Source organism: uncultured Campylobacter sp. (assembly GCF_938017775.1).
GTDB lineage: Bacteria > Campylobacterota > Campylobacteria > Campylobacterales > Campylobacteraceae > Campylobacter_B.
Genome location: NZ_CALIIU010000021.1, coordinates 49,400 through 71,792, shown reverse-complemented (window position 1 = coordinate 71,792; position 22,393 = coordinate 49,400). Strand labels below are relative to the sequence as shown.

14 protein-coding genes are annotated in these 22,393 nt (G+C 48.7%); 8 read left to right on the top strand and 6 right to left on the bottom strand.

Going from position 1 to position 22,393, the window contains the following annotated elements; genetic code table 11:
• Positions 1-1,122 precede the first annotated feature (1,122 nt).
• Positions 1,123-2,796, bottom strand: a complete 1,674-nt coding sequence (ilvD, locus tag Q0537_RS03845; RefSeq protein ID WP_299225241.1) for a dihydroxy-acid dehydratase — start codon at positions 2,794-2,796, stop codon at positions 1,123-1,125.
• A 192-nt stretch (positions 2,797-2,988) separates the two neighbouring features.
• Between ilvD and Q0537_RS03840 the strand changes: the two genes are divergently transcribed.
• The 5 genes from Q0537_RS03840 to Q0537_RS03820 all read left to right on the top strand — a co-directional run bounded on the left by Q0537_RS03840 (position 2,989) and on the right by Q0537_RS03820 (position 8,735).
• Entirely contained in the window at positions 2,989-3,948 is a 960-nt protein-coding gene (locus Q0537_RS03840) for an ABC transporter substrate-binding protein (protein ID WP_299225239.1), read from the top strand.
• The gene (locus tag Q0537_RS03835; RefSeq protein ID WP_299225237.1) at positions 3,942-4,739 is read left to right on the top strand and encodes an ABC transporter permease subunit; all 798 of its coding nucleotides are present in this window, start codon (positions 3,942-3,944) and stop codon (positions 4,737-4,739) included. The genes Q0537_RS03840 and Q0537_RS03835 overlap by 7 nt, the downstream gene beginning before the upstream one ends.
• Positions 4,739-5,428, top strand: coding sequence for an ATP-binding cassette domain-containing protein (locus Q0537_RS03830; RefSeq protein ID WP_299225235.1), 690 nt, complete (start codon positions 4,739-4,741; stop codon positions 5,426-5,428). The genes Q0537_RS03835 and Q0537_RS03830 overlap by 1 nt, the downstream gene beginning before the upstream one ends.
• A complete protein-coding gene (locus Q0537_RS03825) occupies positions 5,421-8,339 on the top strand; it encodes an NnrS family protein (RefSeq protein ID WP_299225233.1) in 2,919 nt (972 codons plus the stop codon). The genes Q0537_RS03830 and Q0537_RS03825 overlap by 8 nt, the downstream gene beginning before the upstream one ends.
• Before the next feature lie 66 nt (positions 8,340-8,405).
• Complete coding sequence (locus Q0537_RS03820) at positions 8,406-8,735, top strand: cupin domain-containing protein (RefSeq protein ID WP_040304307.1); 330 nt, start codon at positions 8,406-8,408, stop codon at positions 8,733-8,735.
• Positions 8,736-9,207: 472 nt separating this feature from the next.
• On the opposite strand, the gene recJ is transcribed toward Q0537_RS03820, so the two are convergent.
• Positions 9,208-10,788: a single-stranded-DNA-specific exonuclease RecJ gene (recJ, locus tag Q0537_RS03815; protein WP_299225230.1), complete on the bottom strand. Its 1,581-nt coding sequence runs from the start codon at positions 10,786-10,788 to the stop codon at positions 9,208-9,210.
• Complete coding sequence (locus Q0537_RS03810; RefSeq protein ID WP_299225228.1) at positions 10,778-12,409, bottom strand: CTP synthase; 1,632 nt, start codon at positions 12,407-12,409, stop codon at positions 10,778-10,780. The genes recJ and Q0537_RS03810 overlap by 11 nt, the downstream gene beginning before the upstream one ends.
• Positions 12,410-12,546: 137 nt before the next feature.
• On the opposite strand from Q0537_RS03810, the gene Q0537_RS03805 reads away from it, so the two are divergent.
• The 3 genes from Q0537_RS03805 to Q0537_RS03795 all read left to right on the top strand — a co-directional run bounded on the left by Q0537_RS03805 (position 12,547) and on the right by Q0537_RS03795 (position 17,815).
• Positions 12,547-13,995, top strand: coding sequence for a DUF945 family protein (locus tag Q0537_RS03805; protein ID WP_299225226.1), 1,449 nt, complete (start codon positions 12,547-12,549; stop codon positions 13,993-13,995).
• Between the two features lie 383 nt (positions 13,996-14,378).
• Positions 14,379-16,751 (top strand): ribonucleoside-diphosphate reductase subunit alpha, encoded by a 2,373-nt coding sequence (locus Q0537_RS03800; RefSeq protein ID WP_299225224.1) that lies wholly within the window; start codon positions 14,379-14,381, stop codon positions 16,749-16,751.
• Positions 16,752-16,978: 227 nt separating this feature from the next.
• A complete protein-coding gene (locus Q0537_RS03795; RefSeq protein WP_299225222.1) occupies positions 16,979-17,815 on the top strand; it encodes a TIGR01777 family oxidoreductase in 837 nt (278 codons plus the stop codon).
• Between the two features lie 219 nt (positions 17,816-18,034).
• Here Q0537_RS03795 and Q0537_RS03790 read toward each other — a convergent pair whose 3' ends face one another.
• Genes Q0537_RS03790 through Q0537_RS03780 form a run of 3 tightly spaced genes read right to left on the bottom strand, consistent with a single transcriptional unit; the run spans position 18,035 to position 22,347 of the window.
• A complete protein-coding gene (locus Q0537_RS03790; RefSeq protein WP_299225220.1) occupies positions 18,035-19,801 on the bottom strand; it encodes a CobW family GTP-binding protein in 1,767 nt (588 codons plus the stop codon).
• Positions 19,794-20,945, bottom strand: coding sequence for an MBL fold metallo-hydrolase (locus Q0537_RS03785; protein WP_299225218.1), 1,152 nt, complete (start codon positions 20,943-20,945; stop codon positions 19,794-19,796). The genes Q0537_RS03790 and Q0537_RS03785 overlap by 8 nt, the downstream gene beginning before the upstream one ends.
• 10 nt (positions 20,946-20,955) lie before the next feature.
• A complete protein-coding gene (locus Q0537_RS03780; RefSeq protein ID WP_299225216.1) occupies positions 20,956-22,347 on the bottom strand; it encodes a hypothetical protein in 1,392 nt (463 codons plus the stop codon).
• Between the last annotated feature and the right edge of the window lie 46 nt (positions 22,348-22,393).

Genomic DNA, 22,393 nt, shown 5'->3' with positions numbered 1-22,393 from the left:
GATAATGGGAGATATTATTCTGAAGATTATAATATACTGTATGAAAAGTATCTTAACGAGATAAAAAAAGACTGCTATCAAAGAGAGTCAAATTATGAATACAGTATTAGAAATATAAACAAAATAAAGAGAGGGTTGGAAAAAATATGTTATTCTTTTATATACAAAATAAATAACTGAATTATTTTTCAAGTAACCATACATTATACCCTAAAAACACAATTAAAGCTCAATAAGTTTTTCTCATGCACGAACTATATAAGACACGCAGTATGTCGATAGTCATCTGCATAAAGAGTAAAATGCTGACAGTAGAGTAGTAGAAGAAAGTGATGTGGTGGACGGCAGGCTATAAAATATAGCACTATACTGTATGAGCTATAGGTAAGGCTTGCGCGGCGGTTTTTACAATAAGAGTTACTGTAAAAATAAAAATTGATATGACGTGTCTCGTTCGTATTTTTTAATATCGTATTGCTTTTAATAGTCTATCTACAAATTGTATTTTGGAGCTATTTTAAGAAGATCGGACGCTGCCGACCGCTACCAGAAGAGAGAAGCTAAAATATAAACTGTATCTAATACTAGCTATACCCATAAGCACGCCGCATTTATTATAAACGCAACTTTTTGCTTCCTCACCGCCATGCGCATACTGTAGTCGAGCAAATTTTAAGCGCAACGAAAGCATGACGAAACAAAACACTAACAAACTCTACGCGAATCGTAAAAATTTAAGTGTAAAAATAAGCAAAAGCGTAGCGTGGCTAAAAACTAGGCGGATTTTGCTTTGCAAATGGCGAGTTTATTAACCCATCACAGTGAAGCCCGCATGTGAAGCGCCAAATTTTAAAAACATAAGTTTTTTGATGATAAATATCGATCTACTAGGTTTTAAGCGCCTTAATGACTCTATTTCTCGCGTCATACTGGATTGAGCTTGTCGTCTGCAAACAACCGCAAAGCACCTCACTATTCTAATATCACGGCGCTAAGTATTAGATGCACCTAGCCGAAGTAAATTTGAGGCTTTTAACGATAAAAATCGCGCGAGAATTTAGCAAAAAACCGCCGGAACTTCGCTCAAATTTACGGCGGCATGTTTTAAAAATTTAAGGCGCATTACGCCTCCAAAATCGCTCCGTTGCTAGCGTTTGTTACCAGCTTGCGATACATTCGCAGCCAGCGATACGGCAGCGGTTTTTCGATAGGCTTAAATTTAGCCCTGCGCTCGGCGATCTCCTCCTCGCTTAGGCGCACATTGATCGCGTACGTATCCACGTCGATGTCGATTATATCGCCGTCTCGCAGCAGTCCGATCATGCCGCCCTCAGCAGCCTCCGGGCTCACGTGCCCGACGCTTAACCCTCTCGTCGCGCCGCTAAATCTGCCGTCCGTGATCAGCGCCACGTCCGCGCCCAGCCCTCGCCCCATGATTAGGCTCGTTGGGCTTAGCATCTCCTGCATGCCGGGACCTCCGCGCGGCCCTTCGTAGCGGATAACGACTACGTCGCCCTTGTTTACCTTGCCGTTTGAGATCCCCTCTATCGCCTCGTCTTGGCTGTTAAAGCAGACCGCCTTGCCGCTAAATTTACGTTCGCCGATGATGCCCGCGGTCTTGATGACGCAGCCCTGCTCGGCTAAATTTCCAAACAAAATCGCCAGTCCGCCGACTTGCGAGTAGGCGTTTTCGACCTTATGGATGACCTCTTCGTCTTTTATGGTGCTAGCGCCCACGCGCTCGCCCAGGCTCTCGCCCGTGACCGTCGGCGCACCAAGGTCTAGCAGCCCGTTATCGCGGCGCGAAATTTCGTTTATCACGGCGCTTAGCCCGCCCGCGCGGTCGATATCCTCCATGTGGATATTTGGCAGGCTAGGGCTGATTTTGGCAATGTGGGCGATCTTGCGGCTGATGTCGTTTAGGCTTGCGATCTGCAAATTTACTCCCGCTTCGCGCGCGATAGCCAGGATATGCAGCACGGTGTTGCTGCTGCCGCCCATTGCCATATCGACTACGAGGGCGTTTTGGATCGATTTTTCGTTCACGATATTTCGGATTTTGTATTTTTCATCGAGCACTATCTCGCAGATACAGCGTCCCGCCTGCCTGATAAGCTCCTCGCGCTCTGGCGTAAGAGCCGGCACGGTGCCGTTGCCTTTTAGCGCGATACCCATCGCTTCGCACAGCGTATTCATCGAGTTTGCCGTAAACATCCCCGAGCAGCTGCCGCCGCTTGGACAGGCATTGCACTCGATATCTTTTAGTTCCTCGGCGCTGATCTCTTTGGTTTCAAATTTACCCACCGCCTCAAACGCCGTGGATAAGTCGATCGGCTCGCCTTTTTTGGTGTAGCCCTTTTTCATCGGGCCGCCGCTAACAAAAACCGTCGGCATGTTCACGCGAAGCGCGCCCATCACCATGCCGGGCACGATTTTATCGCAGTTTGGCATACACACGAGAGCGTCTAGCGCGTGCGCGTTCATCACCGTTTCTATGGAGTTTGCGATCAGCTCGCGGCTAGGCAGGCTATAAAGCATCCCGCTGTGCCCCATCGCGATGCCGTCGTCCACGCCGATACAGTTAAACTCAAATGGTACGCAGCCGTTTTTGCGGATCTCGTCTTTTAAAATTTCGGAATATTTGTTGAGGAAAAAGTGCCCCGGGATGATCTCGATGAAGCTGTTTGCCACGCCGATGAAGGGCTTTTCAAAGTCCTCGTCCTTTAGCCCTGTCGCTCTTAGCAAGCTTCTGTGCGGCGCACGCGTATAGCCCTTTTTGATGATGTCGCTTCTCATTTTATGTCCTTGGATTGAAATTTTCTCCATTTTAGCATAAAATTTTACCGCTGCGGACGTTTAAAATTTTAGCGCATTAAAATTTAAAGCCGGACTATTGAGCTTAATCAAACCGAATCACTCCTGTTTTTGATATAATTGCACATCGGTTATCAAAATCTTGCCGTTTGGCAGGAATGAAAAGAGGAGAATATGCAAAGAAGAAATTTCTTAAAACTAACGTCTGCGTTGGCGGCTAGCGGGCTTGCTAGCCCTCTTTTTGCGAAGGAAGCTTTTACTATCTACGGCGCGCCCGCGATGCCTAGCCTCATCATCGGCGTTGCGTGCATGCAGGGGCAGATCGGCAAAAAATACGACGCGAAGCTGGAGCTTTGGCGCGATCCCGATCAGCTTCGCGCGGGCGTGGCAAGCGGCGAGTACAAGGTCATGATGAGCCCGAGCAACGTGGGGATGAACCTCGCAAATCAGGGGCGCAAGATCGGCATGGTAAATATCCTCACCGAGGGGCTAAATTTCGTGATGAGCAAGGGCGAGAAGATAACGGAATTTGCGCAGCTTAAGGGCAAAAAGATCGTCATGCCTTTTAAAAACGATATGCTAGACATCATCGTGCGAGCCATAGCGAAAAAGCAGGGCATTAGCGGGCTAAACATCGACTACACCGCCAGCCCCGCAGAGAGCGCGCAGCTGTTTTTGGCCAAAGACTACGACGTCGCGATCACGGTCGAGCCGCTAGCAAGCGCCATGATCTTAAAGGGCAAAGTATCGGGCATCGCCGTGCAGCGAGGAGCAAATTTAAGCGATATGTGGGCGCAAGCGTTTTCGGTAAAGCCCATCATCCCGCAAGCGGGCATCATCGCAGATACCGATTTTTACGCCGCGAAAAAGGCAGATTTTGAAATTTTAAATGTCGATTTGACAGACGCGCTTGCATGGATCAAAGCGAACAAACAAAGCGCCGCGGCGATCGGGACGAATTTCTTTCCCGCGCCGCCGCCTGCGATATTTATGAGCATCGATACATCGAATTTGTGCGTCAAAAAACCTAGCGAGATCAAGGACGAGCTTTTGAAATTTTATGAAATTTTAATGGAATTTAACCCTAAGCTCCTCGGCGGTGCGATGCCTAAGGACGAGTTTTTCCTATGCTAAAAATCGATAAAATTCGCAAAGCTCAAAACCCCGTATTTTACGTCATAGACTATCTGTGGGGCGGCTTTGCGAGCCTAGGGGCGGTGTGCTTTTTCATAGCCGTCTGGCAGGTGGCGAGTGAGGCTTACGGGCCGCTCATCCTTCCGGAACCCGCGGCTGTTTTTTCTAAGGCGTGCGAAATTTTAAAAAATTTCGCCGCAAACGATCTGGCCTTGTCGCTTAAACGTGCGCTTGCAGGCACCTTCCTCGCGCTTTTTGCGGGGATTTGCAGCGGGCTTGCAGCAGGGTATTTTAAAAGCCTGCGAGCCTTTTTAAACCCGCTAATTACCGTGCTTCTCTCGACGCCGCCCATCGTTTGGATCGTGCTTGCGATATTTTGGTTTCATTTCGGCGATACAAGCGTGCTTTTTACCGTCGTTATCGTCGTCGCGCCGATGACTTTTGCGTCCGCGGCGCAGGCGATGGCTAGCGTGAGCGCCGAATACACCGAGCTTTTCGACAGCTACAAAAGCTCAATTTTAAAAAAACTGCGCTACCTCTACGCGCCGCATCTAATCGAGCGGCTGCTTCCCGCGATCTACGTCGCGGTCAGCAACGGCGCGAAGGTGCTTGTGATGGCGGAGCTTTTGGGCGCGAACGACGGCATCGGCGCAAAGATCGCCGAAGCACGCGTCAATATCGATACGGTCGAGGTTATGGCATATGTGTGCCTAGTCATAGCCTTTACGGCGCTTTTCGATTATCTCGTGACCAAGCCGCTTCAAATTTTACTGATGCCGTGGAGCAGATGATGCTAAAAATTTCAAATCTGCGCTACGAAATTCTGCGCGACGTTATAATTTCAGATTTTTCACTGCAGCTGCGCACGGGCGAAGTAAAGACGCTTTTTGGCCCCAGCGGCTGCGGCAAGACCTCGCTTTTGCGGCTGGTCTGCGGGCTAGAGGATAAAAAAAGCGGGCAGATCGAAAACGGCTTTAAGAAAATCAGCTTTTTGTTTCAAGAAAACCGCCTGCTACCGAACCTCACGGCGCTTAAAAATATCGAAATTTTTAGCCCCGCCGGCGTGAGCGAAATTTACGCCCTCGCCGTACAGATAGGGCTAAGCCCGAGCGATCTGAATAAATTCCCGCGCGAGCTAAGCGGCGGTATGCAAAAGCGCACGGCTTTTTTACGCACGATCCTTAGCGGCTGCGATCTGGCGCTGCTTGATGAGCCGTTTGTAGGTCTAGATCGCGATCTGCGCGGCGTACTGATCGAAATTTTGGTCTCAAAGATCGAGCATGAGGGACTTGCCTGCCTTTTGGTGACCCACGACCGCTTCGAAGCCGCACGCCTAAGCCACGAGATCATCGAGCTTGAGCCCAAAGGGATGGGGCTTAGGCGCGTCGTGAGCCTGGACGAGCCGCTAAACGCGCGCGACGAGCGGTACGAAGAGCGCGTGGTAAGCGAGCAGTTCGGGGGAGTAAGCTATTATGAATAGAAATTTTATCTTTAATGCGCGCAAACAGGGAGGCTCCGCACGAACTTTAAACTTACGTTGCGGCCTAGGCGCGGACAAGCGAGGCTTTGGCGCACAGCGTGCTCTGAGCGCGTACGAACACGGGAATTTGCTGGGCGCTAGTTGCGACGATCTCAGCGCTCGCATAGATGGGCTTTTTCGGGGCACCTGGCGCTACGATCTGGATGCACGCAGGCACGAGCTTTTGCGGAGTTCTGGATGTATCGATGTCGGAGCGGGCGAGTACAGCCTCTCACAGGATACAGGGCACCGCGGTTTTATCACACCGAAATACGAACTGCGCAGCCGTGTGAACTGCGATTATAGCGTGAGCGTGCTCTTGAGCGGCGCAGCGCACTGCGATTTTACAGCGCAAAATTCGTCGAAATTTAGCGGTGATACATACTGCGGCTCTAACGCGAGTGCTTGCTTACGGCGCGTTGACGCGAACCGAGATGTCCACTCACGCCGCGACTCTAGTGGGAGTGTCAGCTTGCGACGCAGCCATAGCGCGAGCGATCGTTTGCAATCTAGTATGAGCGTCTGCTCGCAGCGCAACTTCAATGCAGGCGTTTGCTTACGGCGCGTTGGCACGAAGCAGGGCGTTTATTTGTACTGCAAATTTGGCGCGAACCGAGACGCCTTTCTACGTTGCGGTTTTGATACATGCGGATTTATCGCGAAGTGTAGCACTCAAAAAACTATTTTGGGTGCCTGCCACTCGCTGTTTTGCGATGCAAGTGGGCTAGGTAGCGAGCAAAATCCAGCTCTAGACACGTTTTGTGCGGTGCGGAATTTTTTGAGTTTACATGTCGCGCGCGATTTTAAGAATTTTGGCTCTGTAAATTTGAAGAAATTTAACCTCGCCGCCTCGCAATTTGTAAATTTAAAAAAGCAAATCCGCGCCGATAAAGATTCCGATAAGAGCGCCGAGCCGCGCAATTTGACTGGTTTTGGGCGCGAGACCCGGGTGCTGCGTAGACTAGGCTCTGAAAGTAAAATTCTCGCGACGCACGGATTTCTCTCTGAGGGCGCGGTCGGTGCGCCGTGCGGACCCGACCTCGGATACAGAAATTGCGAATTTGCGCAAAATTTCAAACGTTTCGCCCCTGATTTCGCAGAAAATTTTAAAGATTTTACTTGGAGCTTGGAAGCCGAGCTCGCGCAAAATTGTAAAATTTCCGCTCTAAATTTTACCCGAAACTTTAAAAATTCCGCTCGCGGCAGGGAAGCCGGGTCTATGCAAGGCTTCGGGAATTCGGGCCGAAATTTTGAGCCAAGTTTCTCGCAGAGCGTCAAAAATTACGACCGAAATCTTGAGCCGAAATTCCCGCAGAGTACTAAGAATTTCAAGCAAAATTTCGAGCTAAATCTCTTACAGAGAGTTGGGGACTCCGAGCAGAATCTTTCGCAGAGTGTCAAAAAATCCGATCGAAATTTGGAGGCGGAGCCTGCGCGAGGATTTAAAAATCAAAATTCCGCTCAGGACTTCTCGCGGGATGGTAAAAATTCCGAACGGAATTTCCCGCTAAGCTTCTTGCAAGGCATCAAAAATTCCGATCAAAGTCAAAATTTTAAATCCGCGCGCGCGCAAAGCCATGCCGAGCCGAGTTCTGTTCAAACCTTCTCGCAGTGCTCTAAAAATTCCGATCAGGATTCCAAAGTTAATTCCACGCAAAACCAAACTGAGCCCGTTTCGCCGCAGGAGCTCAAAAATTCCGAGCCGTGCCCGGCGCAGAAGCAAGAGCCGGGCTTTTACGCGCCTAAATTTAAAGATGAGCGCGCGAGGAATTTTTTCTCCCATCCGATGCGCGCCTTCGTTCTTTGCGCCTGCTTTTTTGCGGCGCTGGGCGCGCTTAGCTTTTTAGCACCCGATGCGCTGGCGATCGATTATGTCGACGCTCATAAGTTTTACTTTCTGTTTTTGGCGCCTTCGTGCATCTACGCGGCGTTTTTGCTTACCGCGCTGCCCGATTGGACGAACTTCGAGGGCTCGCTAAAGCCCGTTTCGCTCGCCTTTGCCGCCTGCCTGATCGCAGCTTTTATCGTGAGCTTTTTAAATTTACGGCTTGCGGCTGCGATTACGGGACTGTTTTGGGCGATATTTTTCATCTTTGCGGCATGGCTTTTGTGGCTGGATAAAAACTCGAATAATTTTAGCATCCTGGCGGTCTTAGCGGCGTTTTGCGTCTGCTCTGTGGCCTACGGCGCGAGCGGGGATGAGAAGTTTTTGCTTAGCTTCGTGCATATCAATGTCGCGGCGATCGCCGTCGTAAGCTACCGCATAAGCGTCGTCATCGGCAACGAAGCGCTAAGAGAGGCGGGGCTGAAGGACGCCGTTTTTATTCCAAATTTTATCTACAAAAATTTAGCCGCTTTTCTTGCTTTCGCTTTGGCGCTCGCGAGCCCATTTTTAAGCGAGGCGGCATGCGGATTTATCGCGCTTGGCATCGGGTTTTTGTTTTTGGCGAAGCTTCGCGAGCTGCACTACGCCGAAATTTTAAGCCGCCACTATATGGCGTTTTACTACGGGTTGCAGGCTGCGTGCGCGGCGGGATACCTGTGGCTGGGCTGGGAGCTGATCCGCGAAGGGTACGCTGCCGCGCCGCTGCACGTCATCGCGATCTGCTATATGTATGGAGCGATACTTTTCGTAGGGATGATCGCCGGTCAGCGCCACAGCGGAATTTCGCCGCTAAACTTCCCGCGTCTAAGCCGCGCGGCGCTCGTTTTGGCTCTACTCGCGGGAGGTTTAAGAGCCGTTTTTGCGGGCGAGAGCTTTGTTTTGTACGTGATGATCCCCTCGGCGCTTTTCATCGCCGCGGTCGCGCTATATCTGATAAATTTCGTTCCGATCTTTCTGAAAAATCCTTTCAGCGCGGATCCGGATTGATGATCATCAAAGCAGGCTTGCCAAATTTTAGCTAAAATCGATCAAATTTCATTTCAAGGAGAGCTTATGCAACACATCAAAAATATCGACGCCGCTAAGGCCGTAGAGCTTGCTTCGCTAGTCGAAGTGGCCCCTCATAAGGTGATTTCGCGCACCCTCGCGCAAAATCCTGCGCTGAATATGACGCTTTTCGCCTTCGACGGCGGCGAGGAGATCAGCTCGCATAAATCCGATGGCGACGCGTTCGTTTACGTGCTTGAGGGTGAGGGCGATTTCACGATCGACGGGCAGAAACACCGCGTAAAAGCGGGGCAAAGCATCGTAATGCCTGCGGGCTTGCCGCACGCGATCTCGGCACCCGCGCCGTTTAAGTGGTTTTTAGTAGTGGTTTTTTAGCCTCTGAGTTTAGGGCGGGTCAAATTTTAAATTTAGCCCGCCCGCCGCTTTATAAAATTTTATCCGAAATTCCATTCGCAGGGCTTCTTCTGTCTGTTTCAGACCATTTTCACTCGCCCTCGCAAAATTTTAAAATTTAGAAACGTTTAAATTTTACTTTTACCGCGCACAAAAATTTCGTCTGTTTTGCAAACCGTGCGGGAGCTGAAAATAACACATCGCGTTTGCGCGCCGTACCGAGCCCGAAATCGCACGCTTGAGCTCGCATCGCAAGTCAAATCCATAGCTCGCGCATTAAATTTCAAAGTCGCGCCGAGCGTGCAATACATATCGGGCGAGTAGAGTAGACGGGCGCTGTAGTAGGGCGAACCCGCCGAGTGCGCAATGCGCGGCCTAGCTCATAGATCGAGAGTTAAATTTAAAGGCCGTGTCCTGCGCGAAATGCACGCCAAGCCCGCTTAAATTTTAAAATTTAACTCTCGCTCGGGGTTAGCTCCTTGATGATTAGCTCGGGCGTGATTGTGCCGCGGAAGTTGTTTTTGCTAATCGTAAAGATCACGTCGACCCGCTCGCCCGCGCGCGGCAAAAAGTCGTAGTTAAAAAACAGCGCCTCGACGCTGCCGCCGTTTTTGTCAAGCGCCATTTTGATATGCTTGCCCTCCTTGCCGATCTCCCTGATATTGCGGGCGCGCGCGCCTTTGATACAAAAGAGCGGGCGCGGATTTTTCTGCCCGTACGGCTCGTAAAATTCCAAAATTTCAAGTAGCTCGAAATCTATCTGCGACGCGTCCAGCTCGCCCAGCAGATCATCTTGCGCGCTAAAATCGCTCAGATCCTTGGGCGTAATGCGCTCATTTACGCGCCGCTTAAACTCCTGAAGTAGCGCAGGATCGATCCCCACGCCCGCAGCGCCCTTGTGTCCGCCGAAGGTCGTTAAAATTTCGCTTTGCGAAGAGATTAGCTCTAAAATGTCAAATTTACCGATGCTGCGCGCGCTTCCTTTGGCGCGCGAGTCGCTTACGCTAAAGACGATCGCGGGCTTTTTGTAGGTCTTGCTTAGGCGGCTTGCGACGATGCCGATGATCCCTTCGTGCCACTGCGGACCCCATACGACGATGACGTTGTCGCTCGGATCGACGCTTTTTACGATCTCGTCGTAGAGGCTTTTCTCCTCCTCTTTGCGCGAGTTGTTGATGGAATTTATCGTCTCTAGGTAGTGGTTTGCCTCTCTGATATTTTTGGCGCATAGGAAATTATACGACATCGTCGCATCGTCCATCCGCCCCGTGCAGTTGATTAGCGGCGCGATCGTGTAGCTAATATCGTCAAATTCGAAGTGCTTTTTAAAATAATGCTCTTTAATCGCCTTGAAGCAAGCGCGGTTCGAGCTATTTAGCCGCTTGATGCCGAAGCGCAAAAGCGCGCGATTCATATCGCGCAGCTCCATCATATCGGCGATTATGGCGATGATGAGGATATCCATCGAGCTTGCCATATCGTAGTTCACGCCGAGGGTTTCTTTTAGCGCGCCTACGAGATACCACGCTACCTGAGCGCCGCAAATTTCGATATTTGGGAAGGTGCAGTCAGGCTGCTTCGGATTGATTATCGCGTAAGCTCTCGGCAGCACGGGTGGGGGCATGTGATGATCGGTGATGATGAGATCGATCCCCTTTTGAGCGCAAATTTCGGCAGCTTCCGTCGCGGAGGTGCCGTTATCTACTGTGATGATGAGATCCACATCCTCAAGCTCGCCTATGATCTCGCTGTTTAGCCCGTATCCGTCGGTGAAGCGGTTTGGTATCTTGATAACGTACTCCGCGCCTATTTGATTGAAAAAATCGCTCATTATGACGGTGCTTACGATACCGTCGACGTCGTAATCGCCGACTACGGCTATGCGCTGGTTTTCTTCGATGGCAGTTTTTATGCGCAAAGCCGCCTTATAGGTATCTTTCAGATCGCAGGGTAAGGGAATTTCAGAAATTTTAGTATGCCGATCGTTTGCAAATCTCGATTTTAGAATTTCCCTTATCTCATTTTTACCTAGCATTTTTTATAGATGCTTCGATAAAGCCCAAAATAGCAGGATTTGGGCGCACTAGACGGCTGGTAAATTCCGGGTGAAACTGCACGCCCAGAAAAAACGGATGGTTTTTTAGCTCGACTGCTTCGATAAGCCCGTCGCTCTCGCCGCAGACGATAAGACCGTGCTTTTCAAACTCGGCGCGGTACTTCGGATTGGCTTCGTAGCGATGGCGGTGGCGCTCGCGGATGGTCTTTTGCTCGCCGTAAATTTTACCCAAAAGCGAGCCTTTTTTGACGTCGCAGTCATAGCCGCCCAGCCGCATAGTGCCGCCCATAGGGGATTTGTGCGTGCGGATCTGCTTTTTGCCGCTCGCGTCGATGAAGCTGTCTATGAGGTAGATCACCGGATCTTCAGTCTGCGGGTCAAATTCCGAGGAGTTGGCGTTTTTCAGTTTTAAGACATTGCGCGCAAACTCCACCATCGCAAGCTGCATCCCTAGGCAGATGCCTAAAAATGGCACATTATGCACTCGCGCGTAGTTTATGGCTAAAATTTTACCCTCTATCCCGCGCGAGCCGAAGCCGCCTGCGACTAAAATTCCGTTTACGTCACGGAAAATTTCATCCACATTGCTTGCTTCAATTTTTTCGCTATCTACCCACTTTAAGCTTATCCGCGTATCAAGCGTAGCGCCCGCGTGGATGATCCCCTCGGTGAGGGATTTATAGCTTTCTTTCAGATCGATATATTTGCCGACGAAGGCGATCGTGGTTTCGTTCGTAGGCACGATGACGCGCTTAACTAGGCTGTCCCAGTTGCTCATATCGACTTCGAGCTTGTTTAAGCTTAGGGTCTCCGCAATCGGCGTTAAAATATCCTGTTTCAAAAACGCAAGCGGGATCTGATAGATGCTCGCGCTATCCGGGCTTTCGATGACGCAGTTTTTATCCACGCCGCAGCTTAGCGCGATCTTATCTTTCAGCGCGCGATTTAGCGGCATTTCGGAGCGGCAGATTATCATATCGGGGCTGATACCGATGCGGCGCAGCTCGCCTACGCTATGCTGCGTGGGCTTGGTTTTAAGCTCGCCCGCGACTTTTATAAAAGGCACGAGCGTGAGGTGGATATTCATCGTATTTACCCTACCAAGCTCCACTCTCATCGCGCGGATCGCCTCTAAAAACGGTAGCCCCTCGATGTCGCCTACGGTGCCGCCGATCTCGACGATCAGCACGTCGTTGCCCTCGCCCGCCTTTTTTATGCGGCGCACGATCTCGCCTACGATATGAGGGATCACCTGGATCGTCTTGCCCAGATAATCGCCCCTGCGCTCCTTTTCGATGACGGAGCTGTAAACTTTGCCCGTGGTGAAGTTGTTGTCTTGGCTTAAATTTTCATCCAAGAACCGCTCATAATGCCCAAGATCCAGGTCGGTCTCCGCGCCGTCGTCGGTGACGAAAACCTCTCCGTGCTCCAGCGGGCTCATGGTGCCGGGATCGACGTTGATATAAGGATCCGCCTTTAATATGCGTACTTTAAGCCCAGCGTGCTTTAAAAGCGTCGCGATCGACGCCGCCGCAATGCCCTTACCCAGCGAGCTCAGCACTCCGCCGGTGACGAAAATATATTTCGTTTGTTTTGCCATAAGTTTTCCTAAATTTTGATATTAATGTCGCGATTATAACTTCTTTTAGGTTAAAGCACACTAAGCTAGAATTTGAAAATTTTAGAAATTTACGGCAAAATACGACCCAAATAAATTTTAAATTTAAAGGAGAGATGATGAAAAAGATCATCGCGGCTTTAGTGGTCATCGTAGCGCTTATAGCGGGCGTTTTTGTAGCGACAAAGGACGCTAAAACGGGCGTAGCTAAAAGTGTAAACGATAGCATAACCAAAACGGTTGACGGTGCGGTCGGCAAGAGTGCCAGCGCGGCGATTGAGCAGCAGATTGCGGAATTTATCGCTAGAAACGAAATTTTCGAGACTAAGAGCGCTAAATTTTATCCGGGAGATAGCAACTCAAGCGGCTTTATCGAAGGCGTAGTAAAAAAAGAGAAACTACAAAAAAGCCTTGCTGAAGGCTTTAACAAGCTAAAGGAAAAAGCAGGCGCGCAAGATAGCAACGATACGGACGAGCCGGATCCTGCTAAAATTTTCCCGGAAGATTTTGCTTTTCGCTATGACTACACTATTAAGCATAGCGTAAAAAACGCTGCGGATGGATTTGAGAGCGACGGAATTTTAACGATTAAGACGCCATATTACGCGGAGCCTTGCAAGAAGCTGTTTAAGACTGACGCGCCGCTTAGTACGCATCTAAACTACGGGCCTACTGAGGTTAAATTTAGCGCAAAGCTAGCCGATATAAATGTGCTCGAAGATGGCGGAATAGGACGTCTTGCAGGCCTTAGCCTAAACGGCACGAGCGATATGAGCGGCAAAACGATAAAAGCCTTGGGCTTTAAAATCGGTGAAATTTTTATAGACGACGGCAAGGATTCGGGTCTTGATATAAAGGATCTTATCTATGAGGCAAACTTTAAAAACGGTATCCAAGATCTAGACGATAATATAACTAAGCTCTTTTTGAATGACATAGATTTTGCAGGCAGCACAAAAGAGCTCGTCGTAACTGTAGATAAGCAGCGTTTCGTCGTAGTTACGGATATGAGCACAGAAGGTAGCTACCGCGTAAAAGATGGAATTTTAAATTTCAACGAAAGCGATAAAGCCCAAAGCCTAAAAATCGCCGATGTGCTAGTGCGAAACATCCATTTAGGTGTCGATACCAGCTTTAGCGCCGCACTTTTCGAAAAATATCTGTCTGTTATCTCAAATCCGCAAGAAGGCGAAAAATTAGCGGAAAATAAAGAGCTTTTTATGAAGCTGCTAAAAGATGATATGAAAATCAACGTGAATGATTTTTCGTTTGAAAATAGCCTCGGCAAGAAATTTGCTTTTAACGCAAGCGCGCTATTAGGCGGCTACATCGACGAGACGCAGCTTTTTAAGCGTATGAGCTTGGACGGCAAAGCTACGATAAATACGACCATTACGGACTTCTTATCGCCTTATGACAGCTTGCGCGATTTTGCGCCGATGGCGGAAGTTTACGGCTCGCAGTTTCTTAAGCCTGATGGAGATGGAGTTAAGATGGAGTTTAGCTTCGATAAGGCAAGCAACTCTATGATCTTAAACGGAAAGCCTATCCCGCTACCGCACAATTAAATTTTTAAGCTTTGCGGGCAAATTTTAAACCTGTTCGCAAAGCTTTTTTTGTTTCTTACTTTTTCAGCGCAAAATTTCGCAAAGCTTTGCGTAAATTTTTACCTGCAGAATTTCGCGGCTCTACCATAAAATTTCGCTCGAATTTTACCGCATCGTTTCCGCCCGCCCAGCTAAATCTTAATTCGACAATCGAAAAATTTTATCCTTTAATGACAGATAGGCTTAAGCAATTTTGGCTATAATGCGCGCTTTTGCAGCGCAGCTAGCGTAAATTTAAAAGACGGCGGATTATGAGCGGCATTTATTACGCCGCCTCTTTTGACGACGTATTTTATATTGGGAAACTAACGCTAAATTTGCATTTTTAAATTTCAAGGAACGATATGAAAGTAATCAAACGCAACGGCAGAACCGAGGAACTTGACGTAAGCAAGATCAAAAAATACACGAGCGAGGCAGTGGAGGGGCTGGAAAACGTAAGCCTTAGCGAGCTTGAGGTGGACGCAAAGATCCAGTTTCGAGATATGATCACCACGGAGGAGATCCAGCAAACCCTCATCAAAACCGCAGTCGAGAAGATTGATGTGGACCGCCCGAACTGGACCTTCGTCGCCGCGCGGTTATTTTTATACGATCTATATCACAAAGTAACGGGCTTTAGCGGCTACAACAGCCTAAAAGATTACTTCGCTCGCGGCGAGGCGGCGGGTCGCATAATGCTCGGGCTTAAGGAAAAATACGATTTAGAGGATCTAAATTCCTATCTGCAGCCGCAGCGCGATTTGCAGTTTAACTACCTAGGCATCAAGACGCTTTACGATCGCTACCTCATCAAGGATAAAAGCGGCGCGCCGATCGAGCTTCCGCAGCAGATGTTTATGGCGATCGCGATGTTCCTCGCGCAAAACGAGCTTGACTGCCAGAGCTGGGCGAAGAAATTTTACGATCTTATATCTAAATTTGAAGTCATGCTCGCCACTCCGACGCTCTCAAATGCCCGCACGACGCGCCATCAGCTAAGCAGCTGCTACGTGGGCTCCACGCCCGATAATATCGAAGGAATTTTCGATAGTTACAAGGAGATGGCGCTACTGAGCAAATTCGGCGGCGGTATCGGCTGGGACTGGTGCAAGGTGCGCGCGATGGGCGGCAGCATCGACGGGCATAAAAACGCCGCGGGCGGCATCATCCCGTTTTTAAAGATCACCAACGACATCGCCGTTGCCGTCGATCAGCTGGGCACGCGCAAGGGCGCTATCGCCGTGTATATCGAGCCGTGGCATATGGACGTGAGCGACTTTTTAGATCTGCGCAAAAACTCGGGCGAGGAGAGGCGCCGCGCGCATGAAATTTTCCCCGCGTTGTGGATAAACGATCTGTTTATGAAAAGACTTCAAAGCGGCGACAAATGGACGCTCTTCGATCCTGCAGAGGTAAGCGATCTGAGTGATCTATACGGCGCGGAATTTGAGGCGCGCTACGAGCAATACGAGGCCGACGATAAAATTTCAAAATCCACTATCCTGGCAAAGGAGCTTTGGAAGAAAATTTTAACGAGCTATTTTGAGACCGGCATGCCCTTTTTGTGCTTCAAAGATAACGCCAACCGCATCAATCCAAACGCGCATCAAGGCTTAATCAGGAGCTCAAATTTATGCACCGAGATCTTTCAGAACACGGCGCCGAACCACTACAAAATCAAAGTCGTTTTTGCTGACGGCAGCGAGAGGCTGTTTGAGGAAAACGAAGAGGTAAGAACCGACGCGGGCATCGTAAAAAAGGCAAAAAAGATCACCGCGCTAGATACGCTGGGCGGTAAAGAAATTTTTATCGTAGAAAAGGGCTGCAGCGAGGGCGCGACGGCGGTTTGCAACCTCGCAAGCGTAAATTTAAGCAAAATCAACAGCCGCGAGGAGATAGCTCGCGTGATGCCGATCGCCGTGCGGATGCTCGATAACGTCATCGATCTAAATTTTTACCCGCACGCCAAGGTCAAGCACACCAATCTAAAAACGCGCGCGATAGGGCTCGGCGTAATGGGCGAGGCGCAGATGCTTGCCGAGCGCGGCGTGAAGTGGGGTAGCTACGAGCACTTCGAGCTGATTGATAGGATAATGGAAAACGTGAGTTTTAACGCGATCAAAGCAAGCTCAAATTTAGCCGTAGAAAAGGGCAAATACCCTGATTTTGCGGGCTCAAAATGGAGCGAAGGAATTTTCCCGATCGATTTGGCGAACGAAAACGCTAAGGCGCTCGTTAAGCGCGGTGGGCTTTTTGAGCAGAGCAGCTGCGACTGGGACGGACTGCGCGAGAAAGTAAAGCGCGACGGCATGCGAAACGGCTACCTGATGGCGATCGCGCCGACATCGAGTATCAGCATACTCGTAGGCACCACGCAGACGATCGAGCCGGTGTATAAGCGAAAGTGGTTCGAGCACAACCTAAGCGGCATGATCCCGGTCGTCGTGCCGAATTTAAGCCCGAAAACGTGGCAGGCGTACGTACCTGCATACGAGCTCGATCAGCGCCTACTCGTAAAGGCGGGCGCCATCCGCCAAAAATGGATCGATCAAGGCCAGAGCTTAAATATTTTCATGAGCTTAGACAAAGCTAGCGGCGGCTATCTGAGCGAAATTTACACGCTTGCGTGGCAGCTCGGGCTAAAATCGACCTACTATCTACGCTCCGAAAGTCCCGATAGCGAGAAGTTAAACAACGTCGCAGATCGCTCTATCGAGTGCGAAGGGTGTCAGTAAAATTTATTCGCCGCGTTAGAAAATTTACGCTCGCAACTAGATGGCGAAAACAGCGTGAAAGAGTATTTTAGAAAGTAAATTTGACGGGCAAATTTAAGCCCTCGTTTCGCCGTCAAATTTGAGCGAAACGGCTTGGCTTCGGGCGTTAAATTTGGAGCCAAATTTAACCCTGTGCCGCATCAAATTTGACCGCACGCGTCAAAGCAAATTTATCAAAAAGGCAAAATATGAAAATAGCCGTAAACGGCACGAGCGGATTTATCGGCGGCGAGCTCTGCCGCTTTTTTAGAGCCGAAGGTCATGAGGTCGTAGCTATACCGAGGGCCGCCTACGCCGACAAAGACACACTCAAAAACCTCATCAGCGGCTGCGACGCGGTTATAAATTTAGCGGGCGCTTCTATCGCCGCAAGGTGGAGCGAGGACTATAAAAAGAGTCTTCGCGCAAGCAGGATAGAGACTACGCGCACGCTGGTAGGCGCGATAAACGAGCTAGAAAATCCGCCATTTTTCATCAGCGCTTCGGCTGTGGGTATCTACGAAAACGGCCTTGGTCAGGACGAGAGCTCGGTCAAATTTGACCGCGGATTTTTGGGCGAGCTAGCATGCGAGTGGGAGAGCGAAGCTGCTAAGGCGCGGACGCAAACGGCGATATTTCGCCTAGGCGTGGTGCTAGGTCGAGGCGGTGCGCTAGCTAAGATGCTGCCCGCATTTAGGCTCGGTCTTGGCGGCAAGATCGGTAGCGGCGAGCAGGCATTTTGCTGGATTCACATCGCTGATTTGCTAGAGGCATTTAAATTTACCTTGCAAAACCGTCAAAGCGGCGTTTTTAATCTCGTTTCGCCAAACCCTAGCACAAACGGCGAATTTACTAAAATTTTAGGCGAGGTTTTAGGGCGACCGACTTTTTTTAAAGTGCCTAAATTTGCGTTAAATTTGATGCTGGGCGAGGGGTCAAGTGTACTGCTTGAGGGTGCGAAAGTCTATCCAAGAGCTTTGATAGAAAGCGGTTTTAGCTTTAAATTTAGCGATCTAAAAACCGCGCTTGAGGATATTTTGGGGTAAAGTTTTAAAGTAGAACAAACGACCTGAAGGACTTTCAAGGGCAAGCAGTGCACTACATAAAATTCCGCGATTGATTCGGGAAATTTACCGCAAAAGATCAAGCCAAACTGTATTTAGATTTAATGTTTGGCGGCGGCATTCTATCGTTTTTATAAAGTCGTGCCGCATCGCCGTCCAAAAACGCACAAATTTGCCCTACGGATCAAAACAATTTGACCTCTAAGCCCTAAAAAAGATCGGTCGAAAAGGCGCCTGCTCTATCCCTCGCCCAATAAAGACCAAAAAATTATCGCAGCGTTTGCGGTCGCTAAAAGGCGTTATCTCAAATTTACCGTTTACGAACTGCACGACGTATTGCGCTTCATCATCTTTAAAGCTCGCAAGCCCTTTTATGCGGTAAAAATTTTCCGGCATATTGCTCATAAATTTGATGAAATTTTGCCTATCGATGCCCTCAGGTAGATCCTTTTTAAACGAGACTATCCCCTCGTCTTCGTGCGTAGCATGCATTTTGCCCTCGAGCAGGACGGACGCCATATAGGAAGTATCGCTCTGGCGGTAGAGCAGATAGTTTGGATTGAGCTCGGCGCCAACCGTCTCGAATATCTCGGCGCAGCGGTTGTTTTGGATCAAAGCTTGTCGTATCCGCTCCTTTTGCTCGGGCGAGATCAGATCGATTTTATTGAGCACTATGACGTCGGCGGCCTTGATCTGCTCAAGCATTATTTTTGATCTGCCCCGCTCTTTTAAAAAATTCGCCCCATCGACGACTGTGACGATGGCGCATAGATTGACCGCATCTTTTATCTCGTTTAGCTCGCTTAAGATATTGAAAGGATTGGCGACGCCCGTGGTTTCAAGCACGATGCTGTCGGGCTTTTTGGGCTTAAGCTGCGAAATCGCAAGCTTGATCTGCCCCGCCATAGAGCAGCAAACGCACCCCTCATCTATCTCTACGAGCGCGTATTTGGCGTCCAGCAGCGCGCCGTCGAGACCGATCTTGCCGATCTCGTTTTGGATGATGCCGGTAAATCTATTTTGCGCCGTTTCGTGCTCGATGAAATTTTGGATAAATTTCGTCTTGCCAGAGCCCAGATAGCCGGTGACGATGAAGAAATTCGGCCGCTCGCCGCCTTGCATAAAAATTTGCTTTTTATCCTCTTTGGCTAAGCGCAGCAAAAATTTAAACAAAGGCGCCGAGCCGGGTAGCTTTTTAAAGGTTTTATCGTTAAATTTAAAGCGCCCGTCGCCCGCGTCCTCGCCGTAGATTAAATTTACAAAAATTTCGCCGCAGAGCGGATCTGCTTTGCTTTCTAAATTACGATCTTTGTCATAGATCACGGCGCGAGCCGCTTTTTTGTAAATTTCAAAGCTCTCGTAGCGCGGCTCGTAAATTTTACAAAGCGCGATATGCAAAAAGTTCATAAACGCAAGCGATATCCTAAAGCAGGGGAAATTTTTATCGAGCCCCTCTTTTGCGATGATCTGCTTGCCCTCTACGCAGACGCCGTCCTTTGCGTACGACCTATCTCTGAGCTTTGTTTTAAAAGATAGCGCTATGTCCCGCTCTTGCGGTTTTAAGTAGATCGTAGCGACGCAGAAGTTATTTAAAAGCTCCTCGTGCGCGGAGAAATTTCGCACTTTTGTTAAAAACTCCGGCCCTCCGGTTAAAACGGCTTCAAAAAGCGAGACGTTGTCTAGCAGCTCGTCATTTGCGGAGGGGAAATAATAAAGCTCAAATACGCCCGTATCCTCTTTCACCTCCCGCAAAACGATACCGTAAATTCCGCCGTAAAAGCCGAATTTTATGCTCCAGCATTCGTTAAAATAGTTCCCCTTATACATCCCCTGATACCTGCTTGAGGATTTTACGTCGCTATCGTAAAGAGACTTCATCAATATACATCTCATAAGCGACCTGTAATCCTCAAATGAGTATTTAAATTTCAAAGGGAAAATATCTTGGAATTCCATGCTTCTATCCAAATTTAACCTTATCGCCGTTGCCGAGATAATCGGACGTTTTGGTTCTAAATCTAGCCGTGCCTTTTACGATCGGATAGCCCTCGCGGACGAATTTTTGCACGGTCAGCAGGCCCGTGCAGTGGTTGCACGCCATGACTTGGTAGTTCCATCTTTTCAGTCCAATAACCAGATCGTCGTATTTAGGATCCCAGTCATCAAACGGCGAGATATGAAGTCCGCCGTAAAGCCCATAGAGCTGGTCGTTGTCATATTTTAGCTCTTTGTATGCGGAATCAGAGAATGTAATAATACCCTGATGACAACATCCCGTAATGCTCACAAGACCTTTGTCTTTGACATTTACGAAGATCGACTGCTCGCCAAAAACTCTCGTAATGATAGGGCAATCATAGCAGAACGTGCACATTCCGGGCTCGATCTCGTTTCTGCCCTTTTTAAACACTACAAGCTCGCCCTTGTGACCCGAATCTTTGATATATTGTCTGCCCTCGGGGTAAAAGCCTTCGTGAATGATGATTCTGATGTCGGGCTTATACTTTAAAACGACGGGTAGCGCCCAAAAGTGATCGTAGTGCTCGTGCGACATTATGAGAGTGTCGATCTCGCCGCTTTGCAGCATCTTATCGATCCCCTCTCGCTTAAAGCACTCGTGCATCCATTTATAGGACCAACCGCAATCAAGCAGATATTTTTTCTTTTCGCCGTTTAGCCGCTCTATCTCTATCAAAGCAGAGTAGCCGCCCGCATTATCGGGATTTACGGAGAGTTTTTTGGTTGCCTCCCACGCCTCATCTATTTTATCCGGCAGGAGATGTTTGATCTGTGAAATTCCCTCTTCGTAGCTTCCTTTGGCAAGCCCTTTGCCGTTACCAAACGGCGGCCAGTTAAATAGATATTGATTAACGAGCAGTCCGCCTGCGCCTTTAATATCTCCCATCAGCATCGAGTTATCAAACCAGCTCGTTTCGGAGATATTAGTAACCTCGACGCTTTTAATCGCGCCAAAATCGGTCATCTTTCGCACTTCATCCGGAAGAAAAAATTCCCTCGCAGGAGAGTATGAAAATACCCCCATCGATGCGAGCGCACCGAGTCCTATGCCCGCTGCGCCGCCTTTTATAAAATCTCTTCTAGCTTCATTCATCTCATATCCTTTATTTAAAAATTGTAAGCATATTGCCCACGACAGGCGCTAGATAAACTACGGCGAGATAGATGATCACGCCTATGATAAAGCCCACAACCAAGCCTTTGATGGAATTTTTATTTCTAAAATCGTCTTCTTCGCCTACTTCATCCGCTTCTTCTTTTTTACCAGCAAGTTTCCATCCCGGCCAACCGTCCATAAACCAGTAATTTATCAGCATAACGTTGATAAACCAGATCATCGGGATCATCGGGAATTGTTGCGGATGCGAAAAGCCCTTTTGAGTGCCTAGCAAAAAGTGAGAGACCTGATAATAAACGTAGTATAGGACGATAGCCGCTACCATGCTTATGATCGTTCTAAGAAGGATATTGACGGGCTTTGAAAATTTATTGACCGCATTGTTGCAGTAAAATTTAATAAATAGCACCGGCACCAGCCAAAATATAGCTATCTCGCCTACGTGCAGCCATCTCCAATCGGGCGCAAAAAGCCTTCTATCGCCTCTAATATGCACACCCCAGATGAGCTCTTGCAGATAATAAAAGAAGAATGAAAAGCAAAACGCCATCGCTATAATGCCGAAAAACGACGCCGTCCTTCTAAGCCAATTCGTCTTAATAAGGCTAAAAGGATACCTCTCCCAGATAGTTTCATATACCCAGACCATAACGGTACAGCACATAATCCATGCAATATTGAAATTTCCGTGCACGGTATCGGCGAAATTATGCCACCAAGGCGGAGTAATGGATGTGTATTTTTGCCACGGATCGAATAAAATTCCCATTTGCGAATGGAAAAATACGAAATACACAATCATACTTAGCAAAAAGGTCCAGATAAAAACTGTAAAGCCTTTAACGGGCTGCTTTAGCTTCTGCCACGGCGAATTATCCGCAGCTACCACCCAAGAAGGACTTAGCCACGACGCGATAGCGGCAAACATCAAAATAGCCTGTGCCGAGTATTCAAGCGCGTAAAAATCGGTTATACCAAGCTCTGCAAGCCTTCGCGGACTAAAATACGATATGGCAAGCTCGCCTAGAATAAATTCGAAGAATATCTTTAAGAATACGAAGAAGGTAAAAAACACCATCACCGTAAAGATAATGCCCTTTTTCGCGGGCCCCGCCGTATAGAGCCACTCTCTTTTGAATGGCCAAAAATTAAAAATATACGCGATCCAGATGATGACTACGAGCAGCCATCTACACCACATATACCCCACGTATGGAGTATACATCCTCATCAGTCCCCTAGGATCTTGAAAGATCCACCACGATGCGTAAAACACCACAAACAAAAACAGAGTGTTAACAAGCACCGATGTGAGCGGAGAATATCTTCTAACAAGCTTCCGCTCCTCCAGATAAATTTTGTCTTCAGGTTCGCTCATCGCTTCCTCCTTACATAAAATTTAATCTTTGTTAATTATATAAAAA